This is a genomic window from Olivibacter sp. XZL3, assembly GCF_004368405.1.
Taxonomy (GTDB): domain Bacteria; phylum Bacteroidota; class Bacteroidia; order Sphingobacteriales; family Sphingobacteriaceae; genus Olivibacter.
Genome location: NZ_SBJH01000024.1, coordinates 17,646 through 42,016, shown reverse-complemented (window position 1 = coordinate 42,016; position 24,371 = coordinate 17,646). Strand labels below are relative to the sequence as shown.

Annotated in this window: 20 protein-coding genes; 11 read left to right on the top strand and 9 right to left on the bottom strand. The window is 42.7% G+C overall.

The genetic code is table 11. The features are described 5' to 3' along the window. The first annotated feature begins 54 nt into the window (after positions 1-54). Together EPX21_RS06375 and metF are read left to right on the top strand one after the other, a co-directional pair. Positions 55-492 (top strand): four helix bundle protein, encoded by a 438-nt coding sequence (locus tag EPX21_RS06375; RefSeq protein WP_134088833.1) that lies wholly within the window; start codon positions 55-57, stop codon positions 490-492. Further along, positions 489-1,442 carry a methylenetetrahydrofolate reductase [NAD(P)H] gene (gene metF, locus EPX21_RS06370; RefSeq protein ID WP_134088832.1) on the top strand — a complete coding sequence of 318 codons (954 nt, stop codon included), beginning with the start codon at positions 489-491 and terminating at the stop codon, positions 1,440-1,442. The genes EPX21_RS06375 and metF overlap by 4 nt, the downstream gene beginning before the upstream one ends. A 5-nt stretch (positions 1,443-1,447) precedes the next feature. On the opposite strand, the gene EPX21_RS06365 is transcribed toward metF, so the two are convergent. Further along, complete coding sequence (locus tag EPX21_RS06365) at positions 1,448-1,981, bottom strand: hypothetical protein (RefSeq protein WP_134088831.1); 534 nt, start codon at positions 1,979-1,981, stop codon at positions 1,448-1,450. Positions 1,982-2,236: 255 nt separating this feature from the next. On the opposite strand from EPX21_RS06365, the gene EPX21_RS06360 reads away from it, so the two are divergent. From EPX21_RS06360 to EPX21_RS06350, 3 genes are all read left to right on the top strand, one after another. Further along, positions 2,237-2,650 carry an OsmC family peroxiredoxin gene (locus EPX21_RS06360; protein WP_134088830.1) on the top strand — a complete coding sequence of 138 codons (414 nt, stop codon included), beginning with the start codon at positions 2,237-2,239 and terminating at the stop codon, positions 2,648-2,650. Between the two features lie 636 nt (positions 2,651-3,286). Beyond that, positions 3,287-6,355, top strand: a complete 3,069-nt coding sequence (locus tag EPX21_RS06355) for a SusC/RagA family TonB-linked outer membrane protein (RefSeq protein WP_134088829.1) — start codon at positions 3,287-3,289, stop codon at positions 6,353-6,355. Further along, positions 6,355-8,013 (top strand): RagB/SusD family nutrient uptake outer membrane protein, encoded by a 1,659-nt coding sequence (locus tag EPX21_RS06350; RefSeq protein ID WP_134088828.1) that lies wholly within the window; start codon positions 6,355-6,357, stop codon positions 8,011-8,013. Before EPX21_RS06355 ends, EPX21_RS06350 begins: the two co-directional genes overlap by 1 nt. A gap of 60 nt (positions 8,014-8,073) precedes the next feature. On the opposite strand, the gene EPX21_RS06345 is transcribed toward EPX21_RS06350, so the two are convergent. Next, positions 8,074-8,805, bottom strand: a complete 732-nt coding sequence (locus tag EPX21_RS06345) for a thioredoxin domain-containing protein (protein WP_134088827.1) — start codon at positions 8,803-8,805, stop codon at positions 8,074-8,076. A gap of 301 nt (positions 8,806-9,106) precedes the next feature. On the opposite strand from EPX21_RS06345, the gene recN reads away from it, so the two are divergent. Further along, positions 9,107-10,765, top strand: a complete 1,659-nt coding sequence (gene recN / locus EPX21_RS06340) for a DNA repair protein RecN (protein WP_134088826.1) — start codon at positions 9,107-9,109, stop codon at positions 10,763-10,765. A gap of 45 nt (positions 10,766-10,810) precedes the next feature. Beyond that, positions 10,811-11,629 (top strand): enoyl-ACP reductase, encoded by an 819-nt coding sequence (locus tag EPX21_RS06335; protein WP_134088825.1) that lies wholly within the window; start codon positions 10,811-10,813, stop codon positions 11,627-11,629. Between the two features lie 155 nt (positions 11,630-11,784). Here EPX21_RS06335 and EPX21_RS06330 read toward each other — a convergent pair whose 3' ends face one another. Further along, positions 11,785-12,171 (bottom strand): helix-turn-helix domain-containing protein, encoded by a 387-nt coding sequence (locus EPX21_RS06330; protein WP_134088824.1) that lies wholly within the window; start codon positions 12,169-12,171, stop codon positions 11,785-11,787. 178 nt (positions 12,172-12,349) lie between these two features. Between EPX21_RS06330 and EPX21_RS06325 the strand changes: the two genes are divergently transcribed. Both EPX21_RS06325 and EPX21_RS06320 read left to right on the top strand, forming a co-directional pair. Next, positions 12,350-13,288 carry a hypothetical protein gene (locus EPX21_RS06325; protein WP_134088823.1) on the top strand — a complete coding sequence of 313 codons (939 nt, stop codon included), beginning with the start codon at positions 12,350-12,352 and terminating at the stop codon, positions 13,286-13,288. A 513-nt stretch (positions 13,289-13,801) separates the two neighbouring features. Then, positions 13,802-14,710: a hypothetical protein gene (locus tag EPX21_RS06320; RefSeq protein WP_134088822.1), complete on the top strand. Its 909-nt coding sequence runs from the start codon at positions 13,802-13,804 to the stop codon at positions 14,708-14,710. Between the two features lie 448 nt (positions 14,711-15,158). On the opposite strand, the gene EPX21_RS06315 is transcribed toward EPX21_RS06320, so the two are convergent. The 4 genes from EPX21_RS06315 to EPX21_RS06300 form a co-directional block, all read right to left on the bottom strand. Next, positions 15,159-15,581: a hypothetical protein gene (locus tag EPX21_RS06315; protein ID WP_134088821.1), complete on the bottom strand. Its 423-nt coding sequence runs from the start codon at positions 15,579-15,581 to the stop codon at positions 15,159-15,161. Positions 15,582-15,892: 311 nt separating this feature from the next. Beyond that, positions 15,893-16,315, bottom strand: a complete 423-nt coding sequence (locus EPX21_RS06310) for a putative toxin-antitoxin system toxin component, PIN family (RefSeq protein WP_134088820.1) — start codon at positions 16,313-16,315, stop codon at positions 15,893-15,895. Between the two features lie 4 nt (positions 16,316-16,319). Next, positions 16,320-16,532, bottom strand: a complete 213-nt coding sequence (locus EPX21_RS06305) for a hypothetical protein (RefSeq protein WP_134088819.1) — start codon at positions 16,530-16,532, stop codon at positions 16,320-16,322. Between the two features lie 309 nt (positions 16,533-16,841). Further along, positions 16,842-19,418, bottom strand: coding sequence for an ATP-dependent Clp protease ATP-binding subunit (locus EPX21_RS06300; RefSeq protein ID WP_134088818.1), 2,577 nt, complete (start codon positions 19,416-19,418; stop codon positions 16,842-16,844). Between the two features lie 191 nt (positions 19,419-19,609). Here EPX21_RS06300 and ettA point away from each other — a divergent pair, with 191 nt between their 5' ends. Beyond that, positions 19,610-21,292 carry an energy-dependent translational throttle protein EttA gene (gene ettA / locus EPX21_RS06295; protein WP_134088817.1) on the top strand — a complete coding sequence of 561 codons (1,683 nt, stop codon included), beginning with the start codon at positions 19,610-19,612 and terminating at the stop codon, positions 21,290-21,292. Between the two features lie 72 nt (positions 21,293-21,364). Here ettA and EPX21_RS06290 read toward each other — a convergent pair whose 3' ends face one another. Beyond that, entirely contained in the window at positions 21,365-22,087 is a 723-nt protein-coding gene (locus tag EPX21_RS06290; RefSeq protein ID WP_134088816.1) for a hypothetical protein, read from the bottom strand. 576 nt (positions 22,088-22,663) lie between these two features. Then, a complete protein-coding gene (locus tag EPX21_RS06285; RefSeq protein ID WP_134088815.1) occupies positions 22,664-23,491 on the bottom strand; it encodes a hypothetical protein in 828 nt (275 codons plus the stop codon). A 351-nt stretch (positions 23,492-23,842) separates the two neighbouring features. On the opposite strand from EPX21_RS06285, the gene EPX21_RS06280 reads away from it, so the two are divergent. Then, entirely contained in the window at positions 23,843-24,316 is a 474-nt protein-coding gene (locus tag EPX21_RS06280; RefSeq protein WP_134088814.1) for a ribonuclease H-like YkuK family protein, read from the top strand. Positions 24,317-24,371: the final 55 nt, after the last annotated feature.

The window sequence follows — 24,371 nt, the reverse complement described above, 5'->3', positions numbered from 1 at the left end:
AACTTTGAATCTACTCCGATCTATTTTATATATTTAAGGCACTAAACACGAATTATGGCAACTGGAAGCTTTAAAGAATTACGAGTTTATCAACTAGCATATGCTGCTGCAAGAAAAATATTTCTTCTTTCGAAATCATTTCCGAAAGAAGAAACTTACGCGTTAACAGATCAAATTCGCCGATCATCCCGGTCAGTCTGCGCAAATATAGGAGAAGGTTATAGAAAAAGGATTTATCCAAAACATTTTGTAACAAAAATGTCTGATGCAGACGGAGAAGCAACGGAAACCACAATATGGTTAGATTTTGCTTTAGATTGCGGCTATATTGTACATGATGACTTTAACAACTTACAAGACACTTATAGCGAAATTGGAAAAATGTTAAACGCGATGATAAATAATCCAAACAGGTTTTTACCTAAAAACAATAACACGAATACACCTGCCACTGCAACTGCCAGTGCCACGTCAAATACTATTACTAGATGAAGATTGTCGACCACATCGCTAACGCTAAAAAAACCCTTGTCTCCTTCGAACTACTCCCTCCCATCAAGGGGCAGAGTATTCAGGGCATCTTTAACACCATCGATCCCTTAATGGAGTTTAATCCGCCTTTTATCGATGTAACCTATTTACGGGAAGATTACATCTATAAGCAGCATCCGAATGGTTTGCTTGAAAAGGTAGCGTACCGTAAACGGCCGAGCACCGTCGCCACCTGTGCCGCCATTATGAATAAATACAAGGTGGATGCGGTACCACATCTTATATGTGGCGGCTTTACGAAAGAAGAGACGGAAAATGCCTTAATTGACTTGCAGTTTTTAGGGATTGACAATGTACTCGTCCTGCGCGGCGACGCACGAAAAAGTGAGGGCTCTTTTGTACCGACTCCAGGAGGGCATGCCTATGCGTCCGACTTGTTACAGCATGTTGTCAACATGAATAACGGAAAGTATCTGCACGACTATATGGACAGCACCGAGAAAACCGATTTTTGTATTGGCGTTGCCGGATATCCCGAAAAACATTTCGAAGCGCCCAACTTAGAAACGGACTTCCAATACCTGAAGCAAAAAGTAGATTTAGGTGCGAACTTTATCGTAACGCAAATGTTCTTTGACGTCAATAAGTACAAGGCGTTTGTCGACAAATGCCGCGCCGAAGGCATTCATGTTCCCATCATTCCAGGCTTAAAGCCGTTAACAACTAGCAAGCAGTTGACAAGTCTGCCAAAAGTCTTTCATTTGGATATTCCTCTCGAACTGAGCAAAGCGGTGCAGGCCTGCAAAAATGAAAAGGATGTAAAAAACGTTGGAATAGAGTGGATGATCCAACAGTGTAAGGACCTTATAAAAATCGGTGCACCCGTTCTGCATTTCTACACAATGGGAAATCCTGAACCGACAAAAAGAATTATCGAGGGGGTCTTTTAGCCCCCCTATTCTTTAATCCTCGTATTGGTATAATAGGAAAGTATTCGGTATTCTCCCTTAATCTTGCCAAAGACAAAGGCGAAATAGTCGTCCCCCACCGTGCTGTTTTCTCCATATTGGCAATACAGCTCCAAGAGTGTGCTGCCAGGATCAATGAGATTGGCCAGTCGCTTGTAATAGTCGCCGCTGGAAGCGACATCAATTTGCTGCACCTGTTCGGCATCCCTAACAGCAACTATTCTTTTAACATCTTCATTAAAAATGCTGGCACGATATTGCTCGAACTCCTGCGCGTCTATCAACCCGTCCGACTTCTCTTCCTCACTCAAGGTATTCAAGTCATCGATCCAATAAATGGTTTGGAAAGGAAAACACATCACTTGCTTGATCTCATCTATCCTGTCGGCCTCTACATTACGCTGAAATCCTTTGTAAAAACTTTTAAATTCTTTATCAAGTTTCTGGCTAAAAGCGCTAGCGGCCAGAAGCATCAGGCAAAAAAGAACCGCATAAAGTTTAACATTAATTCTCTTTAGCATATTTTTTATTAACATTATCTACTGACTGTTATACATTTCAAACCTGCAAGCATGGTCGACACGATGAAGCTTGCTGACCTGATTATGTTTCCTTTCTTGAACAATAGCTCCCGTGCGTTCACCGGCCACCTTCTAAAGACAACTTCTCGTACAAAATCATTGCCGAATAAACAGCCTCTAACAAAAAGAAACAAAACTGCACTATATTTGTTACTAAACAAATACTAAAGAAATAAATTAATCCATTTTTTAACGATGAAAAGAAGCGCTACCGCCGTATGGCTCGGATCAGGGAAAGCAGGCCAAGGCACCCTGTCTACACAAAGTGAAGTACTTACCGAAACACCCTACTCCTATAAGACCCGATTCGAGGACGTGAAGGGCACAAATCCGGAAGAACTGGTCGCAGCAGCACATGCTGGATGTTTTACGATGAAATTAGCTTTCAATATCGACGCGGCAGGATTTGAAGCAGAAAAACTCGAAACCACCTGCAACATCGAATTAAAGGATGGAGCCGTTACCAATTCTTTTCTCACGGTACATGCTAAGATTCCGGGCATTCCCAAAACCAAAATGGATGAATTGGTAACCGATGCAGAAAAGAACTGTCCGATCTCTAAATTACTGAATACCAACATATCGGTAGACGCCCATCTAGAAAATTAAAGGCTCTATCAAATCCTTTGCAATCCTCATCACGTAAGAAACGATTGCAAAGGATTTATTCTGTAACATTTCTCAATATTTTCTCAAAAAGCGTTCCTGCTACTTTAACTTGTTAAATTAAATCCTACCTTTGGGCCGTCTCCTGCTAAAAGCTTTTAACAGGTATACTAAAACAAACGCATTTTACTTTTCATAGGTTTCTTTCTGTGCGATCGCGAATTGTTGGCGCGAAAAGATTATGTAACGTTTTAACATCACACATGGCTAACTATTTTTCAAAACTAAAATTGACCTCATTTTTTTGGCTGCCTGCAACCAACTGGCGACCTACTCTTTTACATTTTTCAATTTTCTACATCACTACATTTATACCTCGCGAGAATCCCCCTCCCATTGAGGCTATAAACCTTCAGACCTAAGGTTATGATACCGGCTTTTGACTGCCTATTTGGCAGCAAGGCGCAAAGAATGTAGTATCAACGATGAACGTCTATGGGCTGTCGCTCCACAAAAGATACAAAGAACTAAAGCGATCTATAAAACGCGCTTTATATCACTGTAGGCAATAAGTGAGCATGCATGCTTAGCTCGGCAGTACACAGGCTTCATCACCACTTAAACAATTAATTAACTCTAATGGAAATTAAAAACCAAGCATTGTGTTTATCAAAATCGTTGTTCTGTGCGATTTTGATGTTATTTATGCATCAATTGAATGCATTTGCACAAACAAGACAACTGACCGGAACAGTAATAGATGCGCAGGATCAATCGCCTATCATTGCTGCTACCATTAAAGTGACCGGCACCAGTATTGCGACATCCACTGACGTTAACGGTAAATTCCAAATTAGCGTACCGGAAAATGCCGCTTCTTTAAATATAAGCTCTATCGGCTATGACGCCAGAACGATGCCTGTCGACGCGACGACGACCACCCTCACTATAAGCCTGACGGCTTCCGCACAGCAGCTAGAAGGGGTTGTGGTAACGGCTTTAGGTATTAATCGGACACAAAAATCATTGACCTATTCCACGCAGCAGGTCGGTTCGGAAGAATTGAATAAGGCGAAGAGCCCGAACCTTATCAATACCTTGAACGGTAAAGTTGCCGGGGTAAATATCGCACCAAGCTCTTCAGGTCCCGGTGGTTCCGCTAAGGTAGTACTACGCGGTAACAAGTCGGCCTCCGGAAACAACCAGGTTCTCTATGTGATCGACGGGGTTCCCATTAACAACAGTACAACGGGGTCACAACCAGGCAATGTGTTCGGCGGCGAGCGCGACCCAGGCGATCCGATTTCGACGATCAATCCCGAGGACATCGAAAACATTTCAGTACTAAAAGGTGCTTCCGCTGCTGCCTTATACGGAAGCCAGGCGGCCAATGGAGTCATACTCGTCACCACCAAATCCGGGAAGTCGGGCAGAAGCGTAATTAATTTCTCTTCCAGCGCTCTTATTGATCAAGCGGCTTATACGCCCGAGTTTCAGAATAACTTTGGACAAGGAATGGACGGTATTTCCAACGCTTCGTCCCTCAATAGCTGGGGCGCTCCGAGCGATGGGCAGGCTTACGACAATGTCTCTCAATTTTTACGTACTGGAACTAATCTAACCAACTCATTAAGCTTATCCGGTGGTAATGAAAAAATGCAAACGTACTTTTCTTACGCCAACACCCAAGCTAAAGGGATACAACCGAATAACGATCTGAGCAGGCATAACGTCAATTTCAAAGAGACGGCAAACTTCTTAGACGATAAGTTGCAGATAGCAGCAGGTGTAAACTATATCGCTCAAAAGCTGGATAATGCGCCGCAAACCGGCTTCTACCATAATCCTATGGTCGGTTTATATTTATTCCCGAGAGGTTCGGATATTGCTCCTTATCGTACCTTTGAGCAGTTCAGCACGCAGAAAAACCTCAATGATCAAAACTGGCCGTTTCTTTCTGACAGTGAAACGACCCAGCAAAACCCCTGGTGGATTGTAAACCGCAACCAAAACCATTCGAACCGAAACCGTTTACTTTTAAACGCGAGTGCGAAGTATACGGTTGCACCATGGTTGTCTATCCAGGCACGTGGAAGCATCGACCGCACCAATGAAGTGTATAAAACCGAAATATATGCCGGTACGCACAACATTTTGGCACGTCCGAATGGGGCTTTTAACTATACCAATACCACGATTACGCAACAATATGCGGATTTGATTGCCAACATGAATTTCCAACTGGCCGACAAATTGAGCATGACAGGTGTAGTGGGTACGAGTATTACCGACTGGAAAACGGAAGGATCAAATTATAACAGCGGCACGGCCGGCTTATCAACGGCTAACGTGTTCACCATGCAGAACTCCGAAACACCGAATATCAGTACCTTGCCTAGAAATAGACGGCAATTACAATCGATATTTGCCAGCGCCAATTTATCGTACGACAGTTGGATATTTTTAGATCTTACCGCTCGGAACGACTGGTCGAGCACCTTGAGCTTCACCGATAACAGCTCGTTCTTCTATCCTTCGGTCGGTTTGGGTTTTGCGTTGGATGAAAAACTGGAGCTTCCTGAATTCATTAACTTGGCAAAAATCCGCGGTTCCTATGCACAGGTCGGAAACGATCTTCCTCCGTATACAACCTACTTATTAAATACGCTGAACCCTTACGGTGTGATCGGCATGAATACCACTACCTTTTTAAAAGAGTTGAAACCGGAGATCACCAACTCGCTGGAAATAGGTACAGAATGGCGCTTCTTTGATAGTCGTTTAGGAGTCGATTTGACCTACTATAAAACCAATACCAAAAATCAGTTCTTTAGAATCGCTGCCAGTCAAGCTTCTTTTTATGACACCTATGCAATTAACGCGGGTAACATTCAAAATCAGGGAGTGGAAGCGCTCATTAGTTTCGATGCTATACGCTCCGAGAATTTTAACTGGACAACCAGCTTGAACTATTCTCACAATAAAAACAAGATCATCGAACTTTCCGACAACATCCAAGAGTTTGCCTTAACCGGAGAAGGCCGGAATAATTACGCGTCTAAATTTGAGGTAGGCGGTTCGTTTGGTGATATTTACGGACAGGATTTCCAACGCGACGATCAAGGCAGAATCTTAGTCAGTGCCGACGGCGTGCCGTTAAAAAATTCCGAATACACCAAGCTGGGCAACTCAAACCCCCTTTGGCAGATGGGCTGGAACAACAATTTAAACTATAAACAGTTCTCTTTGTCTTTCTTAATTGATGGCAAATTCAATTATGACGTCATGTCGGTGACCCAATCCGTAATGGATGGCTACGGTGTTTCAAAAGCTACCGGCGATGCCCGACTAGCGGGCGGCGTGTCCATCAACGGAGTAGATCCGCAGGGGAACGCTGTAAACAGCATCGATCCACAGGTTTGGTATACGTCAACAGGTGGTATAGGTCCTGTAACCAGCAATTATATTTATGATGGTACCGTCGTTCGCTTACGCGAGCTGACCTTAGGTTACGACATTCCATTGAAAGAAGGATTTATTAAAAATCTAAAGGTATCGGCCGTAGGAAGAAATCTGCTCTATTTCTACAAGGACGCGCCGTTTGATCCGGAAGTAACCATGTCGACAGGCAACACGCTTAGCGGATTGGATATATTTATGATGCCTGCAACACGCAGTTATGGTTTAACGTTAAATGCTACCTTCTAATGAATACGAATCAATTTATGAAATACCTGGTCCTCCTAGCGGTAATAACATGTAGCTTCGCTAGTTGTACAAAAGACTTCGAAGACCTCAATACCGATAATACCGGCGTTTCGGATGAAGATCTAAAACCAAATGGACAAGATCTGGAGATTTTCTTCCGCCAGGCCCAAATGTCCATTTATAACTTTTCGGGAGGCGGAGATCCCAATTCCTATCAAGTACAGCAAAATTTAAATGCAGACGTATATAGTGGCTATTTCATGTCGCCTACCCCATTTAATAGCGGACAGAATAACCTGAACTATGCGATGGTTAATGGTTGGAACGGGGAGCCTTTCAAGGTGCTCTATGTAAACGTCTTAAACTCATTAAACAAGCTTAAAAACAACGGCTTAGCCGAAACTTATCCCGCTGTATGGGCGGCAGCCTTGGTGATTAAAGCAGAAGCGACCAGTCGGGTAACCGATATTTACGGCCCTATTCCTTATAGCCAGATCGGCACCACCGGAAATATCCCATACGACAGTCAAGAGGATATCTATAAGCGTTTATTTTTAGAACTCGACACAGCACGTAATTTGTTGTTAACCTTCAATAGTGGAACGGATACAACGCAAGTGCCTGCGAATATAGAAGAAGCCGACTTAGTTTACAGGGGCGTTGATAATAAGACCCGTTTTCAAAAATGGCTACGCCTGGCCAATTCACTCCGCTTGCGTTTAGCAATGCGAATTGTTAAAGCAGACCCACAATTGGCGCAAAGCGAGGCTGAGAAGGCTTTAGATCCTGCTAACGGAGGTGTTATCGACAACAATGCCGACAACTTCCGCGTAGCCATTCCATCGGGCGCTAATTTCTCCAATCCGCTTTATTTTATAGCGCAAAACTGGGGTGATACGCGTATCAATGCTTCGTTGGAGTCTTACATGGTAGGCTATGCAGATCCACGCATTGGCAAATACATGGATAAGGCTACAGACAATGGTATTGCCGGTCAGTACAAAGGTATCCGGGCTGGTGCAGCGGGGTTGACCAAAGACGCTTACCTGGGCTATTCCTCGATCAACGTGAACGATGGTACACCTTCTTTCACGGCAAGTACCGCTCCGGTACTGATGACCGCAGCGGAAGTCTACTTCTTAAGAGCGGAAGCCGCCTTACGAGGATGGGCAAATGCAGGCGGCTCTGCGCAATCTCTTTATGAGCAAGGCATACAAGCATCCTTTGCTCAATGGGGCGTACAAGGCGCAGACACCTATATGCAGAATAGTACTAACACCCCAATTGCTTATGTTGATCCCAAGAATAGCAGAAACAATGCAGCCTCTCCAACGAATATCACCATCCAATGGAATGAAGGTGCTTCTGCTGAAGAGAAGCTAGAGCGCATCATCACACAAAAATGGTTGGCCATTTTTCCGGAAGGTCAAGAAGCGTGGAGCGAGTTTAGGCGAACTGGCTATCCAAAGATTTTCCCTGTAGTGGTAAACAACAGCGGCGGACTTGTTGATACAGAAGTGCAAATCCGAAGATTGCCTTTCAGTCAAAACGAGTACAACACCAACGCTGCCGAAGTTCAAAAAGCCATTCAGCTTTTAGGCGGCCCTGATAATGCAGGAACCCGTTTATGGTGGGATAAGCCGCAGACTAATTTTTAAAATATATCATCAATAAAAAAAGAGGTTGTCTCAAAAGGGCAACCTCTTTTTTATTGATTACTAAATAGACTCCAGTAATTCCCTAAGTTGATCTTCATTCTGTAAGCCTTGTGCTTCTTTGACTAGATTTCCTTGCTTATAAACGTGAAAAACCGGTATACCCTCAATTTTCATGGCGCTTGTTAACGCCTTTGCTTGATCAATATTCAATCGATAGATCAATGCCCTATCCTTATATTCCGCAGCCAACTTTTTTAAGGTAGGTTCCATTTGCTTACAGGGGACGCACCAATCCGCATAAAAATCAACTAAAACAACCGTATTTTCCTGTAGGATTTTATCGAAATCAGCCTTTGTAAATAAGTCCTTCTTTGCGGAGCCTTCGGCTGCTGTTACCGGCAAATCTTTGTTTTTCCATGCCATAATCCCGCCCTTTAAGTCGTACACCTCCTCAAATCCAAGTTCCTTAAGGCTTGCTACCGCTGTTGCACTGCGCCCCCCACTTAGGCAATACACAAAAACCGGCTTGGTTTTGTCAAAGTGATCGAGTTTTCCTTTGAAATCGCTGTCTTTAATATTGATATTATGCGCGTGTTCTATGTGCCCCTCAGCAAACTCTTCCGGCGTCCGTACATCGATTAACTGGATCGTTTCCGACGAGTTGTCTTTCATCTTCTGCTGGTATTGTTTGGCCGTCAGAGGCCCCTCGTCTTGTGCAGTCACCCCACAGCCCTCTAGCGATAAAACACACAGACATAAGGTGAACACGCTCCAAAAATTTCGTAAAATCATATCGCTTCCTAGATTAGTATACAAAAGTAACAGATCCAACGTTTAAATGCTACTTAAAACGTATAACTTAAAACTTACAACCTAAACGGGGTTCTGTGCGTGAGGAAAATCGGGGTTTTCACCATCCCTGCCGGAGACAAGCTTTTTTAATTTTTAATTTTTAATTTTACCTTATTACGTACCTTTGATGTTGACTGGTATACGATGACGGGAACAGGCGTCCAACATGGACACAACACTTAAGTAGCCGAAAACAATAAATACCAGACAATCGAAGGTCTTAACCACATTAAAAAAACAGATGCTCAATCGCTTATTAATTAAGAACTACGCTTTAATAGACGAACTTGATATACAACCGGCCAAAGGGCTTAATATCCTGACAGGCGAAACCGGTGCAGGGAAATCAATTATACTGGGCGCTTTATCTCTTATTCTAGGCCAGAGGGCCGAAAGCAAGTACTTTTACAATCAAGCACAGAAATGCGTCATTGAGGGATTTTTCCAGGTAGCGGAATATGATCTGCAAGGCTTTTTCGCCGACCAAGATCTCGATTACGAATCCGAAACCATCCTTCGGAGGGAAATAAGCGCAGACGGGAAGTCCAGGGCCTTCGTTAACGACACCCCGGTTAACCTGGCTACCTTGAAAGCACTGGGAGAGCGTTTAATCGACATCCATTCTCAACACGCCACCTTGGAGATTAATAGCGAAGAATTTCAACTCATGACACTCGATAGCGTCGGAGGGAATGCGTCGCTTCTGAAAGATTATCAAGAAGTCTTCAAAAAGTATAAAAAGGCAACACAGTCGCTACAGGACTTAATTGCTGACAATAAGCAGGCACAGAGTGAGGCCGACTACCATCAATTTTTATATGATGAACTCGCTGCTGCGAAATTGAGCCGTGACGAACAGGAGGCCCTCGAGCAGGAGCAGAATCAGTTGAGCCATGCCGAGGAAATTAAGCGTGCGCTATTAGCTGCTAATTTTTTGTTGAGCGAACAAGAACATCCGGTTATTAATTCGCTAAAAGAAGCTCTGCAGCAGATACAGCAAGCAGCGCGTTATGTAGGCAATCTCAACGAATTAAGCGAACGACTACAAAGTGCCTTGATTGAAATCAGGGATATTGCAGAAGAAGTAGAACGCAACGAACAAAGCATTCTTTTCGACGAAGCACGACTAGCGGAAGTGAATGATCGCATCAGCCTTCTTTATCAGCTACAGCAAAAGCACCACGTGGGCACTGTGGCAGAATTAATAAATATACAACAAGATTTAGCAGATAAGCTGGCCAAATTATCCTCCGACGACGAGGAAATTGAAAATCGGAAAGCTGAATGCGACAAACTTCGTACAGCCAGTGAAAACCTTGCGAATGAACTGAGTGTCAATCGGCGGAAAGCCATCCCAATTGTTCAGGAAGCAGTTACCAATGTGCTTACGGAAGTTGGCATGCCAAACAGTATACTCGAAATTGAAATAGAAGAAACTCCTTCTTTACGATCCTCTGGAGCGGATGCTGTACGTTTTCTTTTCACTGCAAACAAAGGGCAGGTACCCCAACCGCTTAATAAGGTGGCATCCGGAGGCGAGCTATCGCGGTTGATGCTGGCCATCAAGTCGCTCATCGCAAAAAGTTCCTCCCTACCCACCATCATTTTCGATGAAATTGACACCGGGATTTCCGGAGAAGTCGCTTTAAAAGTCGGAAATGTGATGGAAGAAATGGCCAAACACATGCAGGTAATTGCCATTACCCACCTGCCGCAAATTGCCTCAAAAGGGAATGCCCATTATAAAGTGTATAAAGCAGATGATGGGGACGTTACGCGCACGAATATGCGAAAATTAGAACCGGAGGAACGCGTAGTAGAAATTGCCAAGATGTTAAGCGGCAGTAATCCCGGCGAAGCCGCTTTACAACATGCTAGCGAGTTGTTAAAAAAAGTGTAATTTTACCGCCTTATACAAATACAGTTTACAATAAATCAAATCGATATGGCATACAACCTACTGAAAGGTAAAAGAGGAATTATATCCGGCGCTTTAAACTCCAGCTCTATTGCATGGAAAGTAGCCGAAAAAGCACATGAAGAAGGTGCTACATTTGTATTAACCAACGCTCCCATCGCGATGCGTATGGGCGAGCTCAACGAATTGGCGTCCAAAACAGGTGCGGAAATCATTCCCGCCGATGCGACCAGCGTAGATGATTTAACCAATCTTTTTACGAAATCGCAAGAGATATTAGGTGGTAAGATCGATTTTGTATTGCACTCCATCGGTATGAGTGTGAACGTGCGTAAGAGCATTCCTTACACCGAAGCCAATTACGACTTTTTCCAAAAAGGAATGGACGTATCGGCTTTGTCTTTACATAAAATGCTACAAGTAGCGATGAAATTAGATGCGATCAACGAATGGGGGAGCGTAGTTGCCTTAACCTATGCTGCCGCGCAACGCACCTACTCTTTCTACAACGATATGGCCGACATCAAAGCTGCTTTGGAGTCGATCGCAAGAAGCTTCGGTTACCATTACGGTGTAGCCAAAAAAGTACGCGTCAATACAATTTCGCAGTCACCTACCAAAACCACGGCTGGACAAGGTATTAAAGGCTTTGGCGACTTCTTCGATTTCGCGGATGCCATGTCGCCACTAGGCAATGCCAGTGCTGAACAATGTGCAGAGTACTGCATCACTTTATTCTCCGATTTAACGCGGATGGTAACCATGCAGAATTTATACCACGATGGAGGATATTCTTCTACAGGGGTAACTAGTAGTATTTTGGAGAAATTTGGTATTGAAGGCTAAGTTTTAAAAACTATATAAAACAGAAAAAGCAATGGAGTATTTCCGTTGCTTTTTCTGTTTAGTAAGACGGCCGAGTAAATAGCACTTCAAGACGACCAATGTTGTAATTTCCTGTTTCGATCATTAATCGTCTGATCTAGTTATAAACAGGACTCCTATTTTAGTTTCAACAACTTCTCCAAGTACGCCACCTTAGATTTTTCGGCCTCAAGAAGCCGTTCATATAATTCAACAATTTTATCGAGAGGATTGATTGTACACATGTAATTGTTATTGTTTGAGCTGTTGTCTTGGAATGTATTGTTGATGATATTGAAGATTGCCTCTTCGCTGAAATTCTCAATGGCTTCCGGAGTAACACCCAAAATGCTCGCTACCTGAGCCAGTACATCGGCTTCGATAGCAGCACTTTTCTCCATATTGGAAACTGTCTGCTGACTTACACCCAATTCTATAGCTAAGGCCTCTTGCTTCATACCGCGCAATTCGCGAATACGACTAATTTTTCTGCCGATATGGTTTGTTGCGTTGATTGTACTCATAATCCCAAAGTTAACAAATATTCAGCGTTCAGAACACGAAAACATGAGAACATGGTATTATACGAGCAAAGTGCTTGTAGTATACTAGTAAACATTGTTTTATACAAGCTGTTTTGGTTCGGTACGAAGCTTTAGTGCCGTTCCTTTACAACAACAATTTAAAACTTATCAAATAAATATGGCAACAATTAAAAATGATGGGCATCATTCAGAAGCGTATAATAATGACTTATCAACACGAACAACTAATCACATACATCTCCATCCAGGACACCATACTGGTGAATTTGAAAACTGGATGCGTAAGATCGGAGGATTATTGCAGACTGGGTCGGAAGCCGCAAATCTTAAGCCGTTATTGGATTTAATAGTTGCTCTCGTAGAACCCGAGAGAATCTTTCTTTACACTTTTCCTGAAATTGTTGAAAATCAGATTAAGTCCTACACTGAAATCCTTTTACTGGTAGATACTCGACGAAAAAATCAGGTCGACGAATTAAAAGGGTTTATCAAATTAGCGTGCTATAAACATCATGATGTCATGATAACCTTACGCACAGGTAGTGACGATACACACCCTACAACTGACGATATAACGGGTTATGAAGTACTGCATTGCCGTGAAGAATTTTTAATATTTTCCAATAGCCCTTACAGATTAAGCACATATACAAAAGAACAGGTACACGAAAGCTATAATAATGTCCTGGACTTATTTGATGTGCATTATGAAAAGGCCATAAAAGGCTTTGAAACCGCTAAGCTATTATGGGCGCAAAATCAAATCTATCAAGCCTATGTATTTCTGATTTGTGTGATGGAACAGGTATACAACGCTATCGCGTATGCATTTGATCCCCTGTACACCTATTATGTTGGAACCCCATTATCGTCGCTTCAAGCCAAGGCTTCTACGTACCTCCCACAATTGTTCTATCGACACAACACAGATAAATTCGTAAAGCTATCTGCGTACCTTTACGACAGGGAACGTTTCGTTGAAGATCATCTAGTAAACAGTTTTAAAGATGGTTTTCAGATCGTAGAAGAGTTTTTGCCCCTTGTAAAGCGCTGTTTCGAGTCCAAACTAAACTACCTATTAAAGTATGAGAAATGAGACGTAAACCATGTAGCTCGAGAACGAAAGTAAACTTAACTGAAAAAGAGACCACTTTACGATAGCCTTTGAGAACTCCTTTGCGGAAATGAATTTGCCTTCCTGGACACTTGCTGACGATTAGAAATGTTGCTTCGATTCTGAGGCTAAAAGCTTCAATCTAGAGGCGTTTTAAATTTTCAATTTCATTTATAAATTATTATCTTGTGCGTGCCCTATTATGATAACGGCTCTTTTAACTTGACCTTAAAAAAAGAAAATTTCTCTGAAGCACGAAAATACCAAGGCTGGGATTGCTAGATACTTTCTTCGGGGTGAGTCCAGGGTGCGTCCAGGTTTTTACCGCAAAAACCTAGACGCACTCTAGATACAGTGTAGAAAGAATCTTTTGTAAATGCGAAGCAAGTCCTTCGCGGGTATTATGATGATGTTGAGACGGGGGAAGGGATATGAAAGTGGGGGTATTAGAAGTCGCCGAAAACACTGACTTATAAAAACAAATATACGATAATTATGGCTAAAATAAACAAGAAAGGGCGTCCTAGCGGAAAAATGAGAGATGTTGTTTATCGAGAGTTAAACAATGAATCCATTATGCAAAGCATGCCTGCAAAGGTGAACCAAACCATAAACACGAAGATTGCAGCGCAGGAGTTTGGCATCAGTAGTAATGCTACCAAAATTATTCGCCAAATAGGAGGTTTGCTTTTTGAATATACAGATCCTTATATATCCGGCAGATTAAATGCGATCATGCAAAAATGCGTTGCGCAGATACCGGAAGCTCCTGGGAACAAAAACCTAAATCATATAGATCCCAGTCCTTTCATTGGTTTTCAATTTAATTTGGAGGCTCCTTTTGAAAAAACCTTATATGTCTTTCCTCGCTGTTCGATCCAGTTGGACGGTACGGTGGAGATCACCATCGATGCCATTACACCTAAAAAAGACATCCCCTTCTTACAACGCAATATCAGTCCAGATCCCGGTGCCTTTTTACGCGTAGCGCTCGTAAGTATAGATTATGTTCAAGAAGAGTATCAAATATTGGCGCAGGACGAGATTATACTTGCCAAATCAAAAACGGAACAGCCTCCGCTGCCGGCTACCTTCGATGTGCAGTGGAGATGCCTTAAAAAACTACCTAAAGAGGCTTTAGTATTTGTCTATTTCTCCCTGCACTATTACCTATTAGACTGGCTAGAACATCGAAAAATGATCGGTGAAAAAACAATCAATCCGGCGGGCTTCTTACATGCTTTCTCCGTTGACGAGGAAATGTACGCGAAAAATCAGGCCGTCGCCATTGGCCCAGAACACCAACCTTTAAGGGAAGCCGAATGGTTTTACACCATACTTTCAACAAAAAAGGAAGAAATCGAGCGTATTAAAGCAAAAGCAGAAAAAACAAAGAAGAGGTGATTCAGAATATATAAAAATCAGCACCCAAAATTTCACGTTTTTCTGGGGTGTCTTAATTATTGTAACTATTCTATATAATCCGAATCGGAAAGTATAATCTTTACTACAATTTGATCAGCAGGAGGAACTAAATCGATCTCCGGATCGATTATTGGATCTTCCACTTTAAGAGTTACTACACCAACGCTATAATTGACCGAGTAAGCATACCCATTAAAAGTTGCTGGTAAAATATGACAACTATTTTCCGAATCGGTGCTAACAGATACAGTTACATTCCCTTGTTCCAAATAATATCTTTCGAGCTCAGGTAGAGTGACATCATTCAATAGAGTCTATAAGCCTTAAGCTTAGGCACCGTTTGGGTCTTCGATTGTCATCTGCCTTAACATTGGTTAATACAAGCACTTAAGCAATCAACTTGCTGACCTTCGCGCATCAGACCTTGTTATTCTATGTAGTCCGACTCAGAAAGGACAATTTTGAAAATAATATCGCCAGTTGGAGGACTTAACGTAATATTCGGATCGGCTAGCGGATCTTTAACCGTTATTAAAACAGAGCCGACAGCGTAGTTCACTGAATAAGCCAACCCTTCAAAAGTAGAGGGCAGTATATCGTATGACCCCTCTCCGTCAAAACTTGCCGCAACGCTAACATTTCCTTGATCCATATAATATCTATCGAGTTCAGGCAGATTAATATCGTGCTCTAGTGTCGTCCTATTGTTAGAGAGCACCCAATCTCCCGGCGACACAGTATATATGAATGTTTTATTGGGCATAATAGTTTCAATCACTTCTGTCTTCTCACACCCACTCATACCTACCAAGCCTACTAAGGCAATCATTAAAAATAAATACTTCTTCATTCGCTGTTTGTTTTTGGTTATTCGTTGTTAGTTATTTGTTGTGCGATATCAGTTATTTGTTTTTTAGTATCAGCTAGGCTGGTGTCAAGACGAAATCTACATATACTTCTATTACCACCAGCTGTAAGCCATAAGCATTAGGCCATAGGCCACTATTCCCCAACTCCTATCTCCTTTACTTTAGAGTGACAAAACTTCAAAAGGTTTAAGCAAGAATCGCTCCATATTTTTAATTTAGTGATTAGGGATTAGTTAGTAGTGAGTAGCATTTTTCTTGCTTATGATTCGTTATTCTCACGAACGAATTGGGCCTACTTCTTCATAAAAGCACTAAACTCTTTGGGATGCAGAATATTTAATACAGGAAAAGATAAGTCATTAAAGACATTGAAGTGTTTATCAAATGTCAATAAAGCATCTGCAGAAGCTGAAAGTGCAAGATCAGCAAATTTATTGTCATCTGGGTCTTCTTTAATAATTTTCCACCGATAATAAGCTTCGGTAAAAATAACATTGGTTGCGGTACACAAGATATCTAGAACGAAATTAGCTGTTGCTTCAGAATAGAAATTCGTCAACTGCTCAGCATATTCAGTTAATATCTCCGTACTTACAATCCATTCAAAGGCCTTTTTCTCGAAAGCTTCATAAATAGCAAATTCGGGGTTACTACGGTTTATCGTCGTAATCAGCACATTTGTATCAATTACTAATTTGGGTTTAAGTCCGGCCATTATACTACCCGTTTCGTAGCTTATCGTAATCCTCGCTGGTAATATTCTTTTCAGTAACCGCCCGGTCTACTTCATTTTTTAGCTTACTTGAGTAATGCTGCACAAGAAGGTCTCTAATCTCAATAGATTCTTCGTAACTCATTTTACGATTGAACATACGAAGTAAACTTAATTGAACGTCATTTAACCCTATCACTTGTTTATCAACGCTTGCCATAGTAATCCTTTTTATTTTTTACAATTTAGATAAATTGTATTTATATGCAAAATACATAAATAAGCTATAAAATGCAAATTATCGACTGCTCACTGCTATCAGAAATCAGCTAGTTACGAGCGGCCGTAAGGATTAGCGGGCAGGCAAACACTATCATCAAATTGGCTAATTAAATCAACAATTTAACGTCTCAACTAAATTGGCTAATCATCGCATTGGTTAATTTCCTACTGAACTACTCTTCAACAAAAAAGCGTTACGCAGTGCGTAACGCTTTTTTAATATTAAGCCGATTCTTAAAACTAGTAACTACTTACTTTTGCTTCCGTCTTTTTCGTCTTCGTGCTCCTTTTCGATATCTGTGGGCTTAGCCGGCTTTTTGTTATCACTCTTATGCGATCCATTTACCACAATTTCTTCTTTTTCTTTATTGTAGTCGATCTCAAGTGTAGCACCGTCTGCCAAGTCACCCTTTAAAATTTCCTCCGCAATCGGATCTTCCAGATACTTCTGAATAGCACGTTTCAATGGACGCGCACCGAAGTTACTGTCAAAGCCTTTCTCGGCGATGAATTCCTTGGCTCCATCGGTTAAATTCACAGCGTAGCCGAGACCTTGGATTCGAGTAAACAAGGCTTTGAGTTCGATGTCGATAATCTTGAAGATTTCCTCTTTTCCAAGTGAGTTGAAAACAATCACGTCGTCTACGCGGTTTAAGAACTCAGGAGCGAAGGCACGCTTCAAAGCGTTTTCAATTACACTCCGAGAATGCGTTTCCGCCTGTGTAGCTTTCGCACTGGTAGTAAAACCAACACCCTGACCGAAATCTTTGAGCTGACGAGCGCCGATGTTCGAGGTCATGATTACAATCGTATTCCTGAAATCGACTCTTCTACCCAAGCTATCGGTTAATTGGCCTTCGTCCAACACCTGTAACAGTAAGTTGAAGACATCCGGGTGAGCCTTTTCGATCTCATCCAATAAGACTACTGAATAAGGCTTACGGCGAACCTTTTCGGTAAGCTGCCCTCCTTCTTCATAACCAACGTATCCCGGAGGCGCTCCCACTAAGCGGGAAACCGCGAATTTCTCCATGTATTCACTCATGTCGATCTGAATCAGCGAATCCTCGCTATCGAACATAAAGCGGGCTAACTCTTTTGCCAACTCCGTTTTACCCACACCTGTTGGCCCTAAGAAGATGAAGGAACCAATTGGTTTCTTCGGATCTTTCAGTCCTGCACGAGTACGTTGGATCGCTTTCACTAGTTTCTTCACCGCATCGTCCTGTCCGATGATCCGTCCCTTCATCGAGTCGGCCATATTCAACAGCTTTTGGCTGTCGGTCTGTCCTACCCGCTGAACTGGGATGCCTGTCATCATAGACACTACCTGCGCAACATCGTCTTCTGTAACGGTATAACGTTTTGTTTTGGTTTCCGCTTCCCAAGCTTGCTTTTCACGTTCCAGCTCTTCCAACAGCTTCTTCTCCGTATCGCGAAGCTTAGCAGCCTCCTCATACTTCTGACTCCGAACCACTTTGTTTTTCTCTACCTTGATATCTTCAATTTTCTCTTCGATATCAATGATGCTTTGTGGCACGTGAATATTGGTCAAATGGACACGCGAACCTGCTTCGTCTAAAGCGTCGATTGCCTTATCCGGTAAGAAGCGATCCGTGATGTAGCGAGTCGTTAAACTCACACAGGCTTCAATGGCTTCCGGCGTAAAGGTCACCGCATGGTGCTCTTCGTACTTATCTTTAATCCGGTTAAGGATTTCGATGGTTTCCTCATGCGTAGCCGGCTCAATCATCACCTTTTGGAAACGACGGTCCAAAGCACCATCCTTTTCAATATACTGGCGATATTCATCCAAGGTGGTGGCACCAATACATTGAATTTCTCCGCGTGCCAAGGCAGGCTTAAACATGTTTGAAGCATCCAGTGAGCCGGAAGCTCCTCCAGCTCCCACAATAGTGTGGATTTCGTCGATGAACAGAATTACGTCCGGAGACTTTTCCAGTTCGTTCATCACCGCTTTCATACGCTCCTCAAACTGACCGCGGTATTTGGTACCTGCAACCAATGAAGCTAAATCTAAGGTTACTACTCGTTTATTAAAGAGCACCCTAGACACCTTTCTTTGTACAATCCTTAATGCCAAGCCTTCAGCTATGGCGGATTTACCCACCCCCGGTTCTCCGATTAAGATGGGGTTGTTCTTTTTACGACGTGAAAGAATCTGAGATACGCGTTCAATCTCTTTTTCACGTCCAACGATCGGATCCAAACGACCTTCTTCCGCAGCTTTGGTTAAATCACGACCAAAGTTGTCCAATACCGGCGTTTTCGATTTAATATCTGACACTTTTTTAGGTTGGCTGAAGCTATCTTCGTCACGGAAATCATCATCACCAGCTGCCGAACCGGCCGCTTGATCCGTGATTTCTGTTTTGTTCTGCTCTACCTCAGCTTTGAAAATATCATAATTGATATGGAACTGCTGAAGTATCTGAGAAGCAATATTATCTTCGTCTCTTAAGATAGAAAGTAATAGATGCTCGGTGCCAATAATTTCGCTCTTAAATATCTTAGCCTCTAGGTAAGTAATCTTGAGCACCTTTTCCGCCTGCTTCGTCAGGGGAATATTGCCAAGATTTGCCGAAGTTGACGACGTCCCTTTTACCGCTTCCTCAATGGAGCGGCGTAAACGGGCGGTATCTACTCCTACATGCTTTAATATTTTGATTGCTAAACCATCTCCCTCGCGGATCAGGCCCAGCAAGAGGTGCTCGGTGCCGATGTAATCGTGTCCAAGTCGAAGCGCTTCTTCCCTGCTATAGGAGATAACGTCTTTTACGCGTGGCGAGAATTTTGCTTCCATGAATGTATTTACCTTTCTTTTAATGCTCTAATGTATAAAAATTATCAATTAAACTTTGAGCGCTGTATGTAACTTTTATCAACAATTACGCCATTTCTTTCAGCCGCAATTCTTGTCAGTGTTTAAGATATCTAAAGTTACGCCTTTATGACTAAATATCGCCATCTTTGCAGGACAATTTTATCACAGATATGTCAGACGAGAAAGTAATATTTTCGATGGCCGGTGTAAATAAGATTTACCCGCCTCAAAAACAGGTACTAAAAAATATTTATTTATCTTTCTTCTATGGCGCCAAAATCGGCGTAATCGGGTTAAATGGATCTGGAAAATCTTCGCTATTAAAAATCATCGCAGGTTTGGATAAGTCCTACCAAGGTGAGGTCGTCTTCTCCCCGGGATATTCCGTCGGCTATTTGGCGCAGGAACCGGTGCTAGATCCCGAAAAAACAGTAAAAGAAACGGTGGAAGAGGGTGTCGCGGAAACCAAGGCAATTTTAACGGAGTACGAAGAAATCAACGAAAAGTTTGGATTGCCTGAAGTGTATGAAAATCCAGATGAGATGGAGAAACTGTTAAATAGACAAGGCGAATTGCAGGATAAAATCGACGCTACAGGCGCTTGGGAGCTAGACAATAAACTGGAGCGGGCCATGGATGCACTTCGATGTCCCGACCCTGAAGCAACGATTGCCAATTTGTCAGGTGGCGAACGCAGACGGGTGGCATTATGTCGTCTTTTATTACAAGAACCGGATGTACTTTTGCTGGACGAACCAACAAACCACCTCGATGCAGAATCGATCGACTGGCTAGAGCAGCACCTACAACAGTATAAGGGAACGGTCATCGCCGTGACGCACGACCGCTACTTTTTGGATAATGTTGCCGGATGGATCCTTGAATTGGACCGTGGTGAGGGGATTCCATGGAAAGGAAATTATTCTTCCTGGCTAGATCAGAAGGCAAAACGCTTGGCTCAGGAAGAGAAGACAGAAAGCAAACGCCAAAAAACGCTTGAGCGCGAATTGGAATGGGCGCGGATGGCGCCTAAAGCGCGGCATGCGAAGTCGAAAGCGCGTCTGGCCAATTACGAAAAGTTGGCATCGGAGGAAACTAAGGAGCGAGAAGAAAAGTTGGAACTTTTTATACCGCCGGGACCCCGACTGGGAAATGTGGTAATTGAGGCTCAAAACGTAAGCAAAGCCTATGGCGATAAAATTTTATTCGAAAATCTCACCTTTTCCCTTCCGCCCGCCGGTATTGTCGGCATCATCGGGCCGAACGGTGTCGGAAAAACCACTTTGTTTCGCCTCATAACGGGCCAAGAACAACCCGATAGCGGATCTTTCCGAGTCGGCGAAACCGTCGCTTTAGGATATGTGGATCAACTGCACGATGATCTCGATCCGGACAAAAATGTTTGGGAAAACATTACAGGCGGCCACGACAGTCTCATCTTAGGGAACCGAACGATTAACTCGCGGGCCTATGTCTCTAAATTCAATTTTAACGGCGCCGATCAACAGAAAAAAGTAGGCGTACTTTCCGGAGGAGAGCGCAATCGGGTACATTTGGCCATTACACTTAAGAAGAGCTCCAATGTCTTGCTGCTGGATGAACCAACCAACGACATCGATGTCAACACGCTCAGAGCCCTGGAAGAAGGACTGGAGAACTTTGGAGGTTGTGCCGTGATTATATCGCACGACCGTTGGTTCTTAGATAGAATCTGTACCCATATCCTTGCTTTTGAAGGAGATTCCCAAGTGTATTTCTTCGAAGGAAACTATGCGGAATACGAGGAAAACAGAAAGAAACGGCTCGGCGATGCCGGTCCGAAAAGAGTTAAGTATAAGAAATTGGTGAAGTAACTTTTGAGCAGCACTAGCAATCGAATGCATAGCTATATGATAGTGCTTATGCTACTGCCAGTGCTGCTTTTCTTACAATTCAAATTTCATCCAAGATTCTCCTTCTTGGCCGAACACGAAATACTGCGGATAAAGCACCTCCGCTACGAGCTCCACATCATCGGCTATTTCAGGAAGCACTCCCCGTAAACGTTTTTCGCCATCGATTAGAAAAATCTTATTCTGTTTAATAGCAGGCGTATTTTCCCATTCCTCATCGGCCAATAAGGCCGGAATTTCCCCCAACAATTGAAACATGCTTTTGTTTTTCGCTAAAAAGATAAAAAGCTCAGGCCCCTCACCCCCCGTTATGGAATCGGTATAAATCCGACCGCCGGCAGTTTTTATAACGGTATTTATATACCCTTCTGTACCCTCGTCTGCATCACCTGCTACAAAGATCTTAACGGAGGGACGTTGGTTATCTGGAATGTATTTTAATTTATGGACAATAATATTGGTACGTTCTGCAAGCGCTTCTATCAGCAGGCTCGCTTTTTCCGACACATTTAATTTGGCTCCGATCGCTGTTATATACTCATAAACTTCATCTACATGATGAAGCCTCCTAGCTCTACTAACTACATCGTTCTCTAACAGCTTCACGCATGCTTCATCCAAACCCAAGGCCTTTATGACTGCTACCAAGCCAACCATATTATCGTGCATAATTTTATTCTTTTTCAACGCAAACTTAGAGAAAATGCCTCTTATATACAATTCCGGCATTCGGCAAACAGCGATTTCACTTTTCACATACAGATAAAGGTGTTTATATCAAAAGAATGTTTTTTTTATTACTTTTTTCCTTTTTCCGCAAAAAGTAACCAAAACCGACCGTAGGGAGCTCATGAGCACGAAAAATGGACAGAATGCGAATAAACTCATCGCTTGGAACTGATATTTTAGCAAAACGAAGCGTTTTTACTTTTAACCTGACGTATTAACTCTAGCTTTGACTATGGGCCAGTGTAGGGAAAAAACGGCCTTGGAGGATACCGACGCAACGAGCAGCGAAGCGTTTGCACGGCTGCTCATATTGCAGTATCCAAGCGGATTGAGGAAGTGACACGGCTCCAATACGCGCTAATGATGCTTCGCAATCAGGTGCAAGGTAGCCTACACCAGCCTTGATCTTTGTGTCGGTTTGGATCAAGCCAAAGCGACAAAAAAAGTGATAAAAAAACGTTCCTTTTTAAAAGCGAAGCCGACCAACGGGAGTTCACTGAAGGTAATCCCTGACTCGGCAACCAGATGAAACAGCGAGATTCTACAAAAAAAGGGCGCTCCACTTTTTCATCAGCAGAGCGCCCTTTCTGGATAAAAGGATTTTTATTCTGACAATTTAACTTCTCTTGTAATCGAAGTATTATCGCCTTTCAGCTCATTTCCGTCGGCTCCTACTAAGGTTAATTTAACCTTCAAATCACCTTTTGGAGCTCCTTTAATTTCATAGGGACCCCATTTATCCAAGGTGATAGTCGTGTCGTTTATTTCGGCCTTTACCTTATTACCGGAAGCCGACAGCTCGGTGTTCACTAAGTAGAAGTCTAACAACAGGTTTTCCGTATCTTTTCCTTTGTATTCGCCTTTCGGACGACTGTAAAACAGCGCCGCATCGGTCGGCACAGGCAATTCCTCGTATTTACCTTCGTCGGTAATTTTGAAGTGCTTTAACACATATGCTTTTGGCTCTTTAATCGATTCGTGGTAGGAGCGCGAAAGAAAAGACAACAGATAATGCTCGCTACCTTTCTTCACGCTCGCACTGTTTTCCGGTTTGTAAAGCGCCACATAGGGTTGATTATCCAAAATAAAATGGATGTGCTGCCCTTCGGCAGAGTTCGCCATATGATCTGCATTATGATCAGCAGTGTGCTCTGTTAACGTAAAATTCTTCACCGCATATTTAACCTCTAATTTCACTGAATCGTCCGACGCTCCCGGTGTAGCGGTAATAGACGAGATCGCTAATTCCGCACCTGGAAATGCTTTGGAGTCGGCAACAGGCGTAACGGTGATGGCGCTGCTTGCTGCCTCTGTCATCGCGGTACTGTCCGATCCTTCTGTTGAGTTTGTACCAGATTGATTACATGCTGACAGAGAAGCTGCTATAAATGCGCCCGTTGCCAGCGTCATGATTTGAGATTTAAATTTCATATTGCTATTTTTTTTACGATATGTTGTAAATTTAGATTAATATCTAATCTAATAATACAGCTAAGTAACGTATTTTGTTTATAAAGGACGAAAATATCCTGTAAAATATTGGTTATTGGATGCTTTACGCTATAGGCCGTTAACTACAAGCTTCAGGGAGCAAGGTTCACGCACAACCGGCAACTCACAACTAGCAACCGGCAACTGACAACTAATCTGTTGATAATTAACCCAATGTTAACAAATAAACTATAATAGCTTTACTTTTAAGCACTTCAAATACATTAACTTTATGCCATAGATCGGAACGCAGGCAAGGGCTATTTGGATTTTTAACGTAATACCTTATTTATGACCTGGAAAAAATTTAGCGGAGAACCCATTCGCAAACCGCTTCTCGAAGAAGTAAGCGCAGCTATCTCAAAAGAATACGCCTTAGGTAACAAGCTCAAAGTCTGCATTGGCACTGACTCGCAGGTAAAGGGACAGATCACCGATTTCGCTACGGTGATTGCTTTTATCCGTGAAAAGAAAGGCGGTTTTATGTTTATCCATCAAGAACGGACATTGCTTAAAATGAGCATTAAAGAGCGCATGCTGGCCGAAGTGCAGCGCTCCATTGAAACGGCCTATTCACTTTGCGACATTCTAGATACTTACCATGTCGATCTCGAGGTGCATGCAGACATCAACACCAATCCTATGTTCAAATCCAATCAAGCTCTTCACGAAGCAATGGGTTACATCTTAAGCATGGGCTTTGTGTTTAAGGCGAAGCCAGAAGCGTTTGCAAGCTCTACTTGTGCGAATAAAATCGTGCAGTAAAAGGATTTTTTTAGTTGCCCGTTGTGAGTTGCGGGAGATGTTGAGTAGGGAAATA